The organism is Facklamia sp. P9177 (assembly GCF_050409585.1).
GTDB lineage: Bacteria > Bacillota > Bacilli > Lactobacillales > Aerococcaceae > Facklamia.
This window is the reverse complement of record NZ_JBNUPE010000033.1, coordinates 1-3,004: the sequence shown is the minus strand read 5'-3', so window position 1 is coordinate 3,004 and position 3,004 is coordinate 1. Positions and strand designations below refer to the sequence as shown.

At 34.0% G+C, this 3,004-nt stretch carries 5 protein-coding genes; all 5 read left to right on the top strand.

What is annotated here, in order from left to right; genetic code table 11:
• Positions 1-360: 360 nt before the first annotated feature.
• The 5 genes from ACQV18_RS09295 to ACQV18_RS09275 all read left to right on the top strand — a co-directional run bounded on the left by ACQV18_RS09295 (position 361) and on the right by ACQV18_RS09275 (position 2,801).
• Positions 361-801: a LytTR family DNA-binding domain-containing protein gene (locus ACQV18_RS09295; RefSeq protein ID WP_428892111.1), complete on the top strand. Its 441-nt coding sequence runs from the start codon at positions 361-363 to the stop codon at positions 799-801.
• Positions 802-815: 14 nt separating this feature from the next.
• Entirely contained in the window at positions 816-1,262 is a 447-nt protein-coding gene (locus ACQV18_RS09290) for a DUF3021 domain-containing protein (protein ID WP_428893004.1), read from the top strand.
• A gap of 266 nt (positions 1,263-1,528) precedes the next feature.
• The gene (locus tag ACQV18_RS09285) at positions 1,529-1,999 is read left to right on the top strand and encodes a Rib/alpha-like domain-containing protein (protein WP_428892109.1); all 471 of its coding nucleotides are present in this window, start codon (positions 1,529-1,531) and stop codon (positions 1,997-1,999) included.
• Between the two features lie 6 nt (positions 2,000-2,005).
• Positions 2,006-2,359: a Rib/alpha-like domain-containing protein gene (locus ACQV18_RS09280; protein ID WP_428893005.1), complete on the top strand. Its 354-nt coding sequence runs from the start codon at positions 2,006-2,008 to the stop codon at positions 2,357-2,359.
• Between the two features lie 10 nt (positions 2,360-2,369).
• Complete coding sequence (locus tag ACQV18_RS09275; protein ID WP_428892112.1) at positions 2,370-2,801, top strand: Rib/alpha-like domain-containing protein; 432 nt, start codon at positions 2,370-2,372, stop codon at positions 2,799-2,801.
• The last annotated feature ends 203 nt before the right edge of the window (positions 2,802-3,004 follow it).

Here is a 3,004-nt window from a genome sequence, read left to right as displayed (position 1 = left end):
ACAGAAGCTCCCTATTTTTATTTGTTTTATGTCACATATGTATTATCGTCTAACATGTTTGTGTTGTTACTACATAGATTACCAGACTCACTGGCTCTTTTTCTATTTTAAATGGCTAAGTTCATTTTACAATTCACCCTAAATTTTAGAATCTTCGGCTAGGTCAACAAGAAAAAATGGTTAACTTTAAAGAAACATATTCTTCTTAATTTGCTACGGAGGATGGTCGCTAAATATAAACGCATTCATCATAGTATTTATACCACATAGCCTACTCGAAGAACCGTTTATCCAAATAGTGTGGCAACTGTTTTCAGCTTCTTATAAACTAAATACAATGAATACGGAAGGAGGACTAAAATGAAATTAGAAATAGAGATTGATCCTACATTCGAGGAAACGCTTGTTAAAGTGATGGCAAACTCAATGAATCGTGATGTTGAATTGGTTCAGAGTTTGATTGAATCTTCTACGATGAAAAAAATCATCGGCTTTCAATCAGATAAAGCCACTTTACTTGAGCTGAATGAGATTATAAAGTTTTATACCGACAATAAAAAAGTATATGCACAGTCACTTGAGTCTGATTATCTCATCCGATTAAGAATGTATGATTTAGAAGAACGTTTTGGATTGATGAATTTTATCCGTATTTCTCAAGGAGAGTTAATTAACTTAGATTATGTAAAAAGACTTGACCTTTCTTACAAGGGAACAATTGCTGTAGAGTTAATGAATAATGAAGTGTTGTTTGTCTCTAGAAGAAGTCTAAAAAAATTTAAGGAAGCGTTAGGAATATAAGGAGGAGATATTCAATGGAACAGTTAAAAAAAATGATTTGCGGTGGATTTATCGGAATAGGAATTGGTCATTTACTTAATTTATGGTTTTCATATATATATGGTGAGTACGTTCCCGGAGTTCCTAGTTTTTTAAAACAATATGATTCGATTTTAACGGCAGTTACTATTCAAACAATTATTTACATGCTATTGGGAATCATACAAGCAAGTGCTAACACAATTATGAAAAACGAAAAAAGAAGTCTGCTTTTAAATACTGTGCTTCATTTTGTAGTCATAATTCTACCTTTGTTAGCTGCTGGCTATTATTTACATTGGCAACGTGGGTTAACAGGTATTCTGTCTATTGGATTAATTAATACCATCATTTACTGTGGCATTTGGCTAGCTAATTATTTCTATATTAAATCGCAGATTAAAAAAATTAATCAAAAAATAAAATATAGAACTAAAAGTTAAGAAACTAATAAAATGAAGTCAATTTGACTATTTTAAGTCAACAAATTAGTAATGAGATCGATAGCTAGAAGCTTTCATTCAGGTGGTGACAGTAGTAATAAACAAACGAATATCACTAGTCATTTATTTGAGAATTTCAAGAGAATAGTATAAGATGGGCTTGTCGAAACGACTCTAAATATTTTTAAATTTTCATAGTTTGACTTAAGGAACAGGAGTGACATTGTGGTAGGGAAAAATAACAATTATTAAAAAAATGTCGGTCAATGGACCAAGATAATAAGTATGCTATTAGAAAGTTTACTGTTGGTTCATTTTCTGTTTTGATTTCTTCGTTTTTCTTTCTATCAGGAGCAAATCAAGTCAGTGTATCTACTCAAGACATAGCGCCTGAAGTCTCAGTATCCCTAACAGATGATGCTGTTAGTAAAGCTGACCAAAAGCTAATAGAATCGCCGAACGACCCATTACAAGCAGATAAATTTAATCCGCAGGCTACTGTCGAGTCGATTGAAATAGGAGAAACAGTCCATTTAATTGATCATGTGAAAGTGCCCGACTATGTTAAAGATCTGGACTTTAAAGGACAGCCGAAATTTGAAGATATTACACCATCTGGTGTAATTGATACTACTAAAGCGGGTGAGTATACAGGAAATGTTAAAGTAATTTATCCAGATGGAAGTTTTGAGACGATCAATGTGCCAGTAGTAGTAATTAATTCGGTAGTTCCTTAAAATGAAATATATACTCCAAAAGTAACACCAGAAACAATTCTTGTTGGAGATACGATTAACTTAACAGATAATGTTACTGTTCCAATTTTTGTTGTTGACCCTGATAATGATGGAGTATTGATATTTGAAGATGTGACTTTGGCCGGTGTGATTGATAGTACAACACCTGGTGAATACATTGGAAAAGTGAAAGTGACTTATCCAGACAACACATCAGAAATCGTTGATGTTCCGGTTACCGTTTTAGATAAAAAATCCAACATATATAATCCGACAGTAATTTCAGAAGTGATTGAAATTGGAGAAATAGTGAATCTAATCGAGAATGTTTTGTCCCTAGCTATATATATAAGACTCTAACTATCCAGGAATACCTAAATTTGAAGATGTGACTCCGGAGGAGGGAATAGATAATACAACCCCCGGTGAATATGTAGGACGAGTAAAAGTAATTTATTCAGATGGAACATTTGAAATTGTAACCGTTCCAGTAACTATAAAAACACCCGAAGCTTTACAATCGGATATCTATGTGCCTACTGTGACACCTGAAATTATTGGTATAGGTGGAAAAGCTGATTTAATTAATAATGTTAGTATTCCGGAATATGTGGTCAACCCTAAATTCCCAGGAAATCCAACTTTTGAAGACGTCACCCCTGTTGGTACGATTGATACGACCACCCCTGGTAACTACACAGGACTTGTGAAAGTGACTTATCCAGACGGTTCAACAGAAATTGTGGATGTGACAGTTACTGTAACGACACCAACCTCAGATGAAACTCAAGCATTATACTAAAGTGTGTGTAAACTAGGGAACCGCCGTATACGGAACCGTACGTACGGTGGTGTGAGAGGTCGGCTAGTCAACTAATGGCTAGCCGACCTCTCGATTTCTTCCTGACACATATAATCTTGATATTAAAAGAATTCTATTTTTGAAATGAGAGTCGTTTTTATAGCCATAAGCATGGCGTTTAAGCACTTTAATCGTGTTATTAA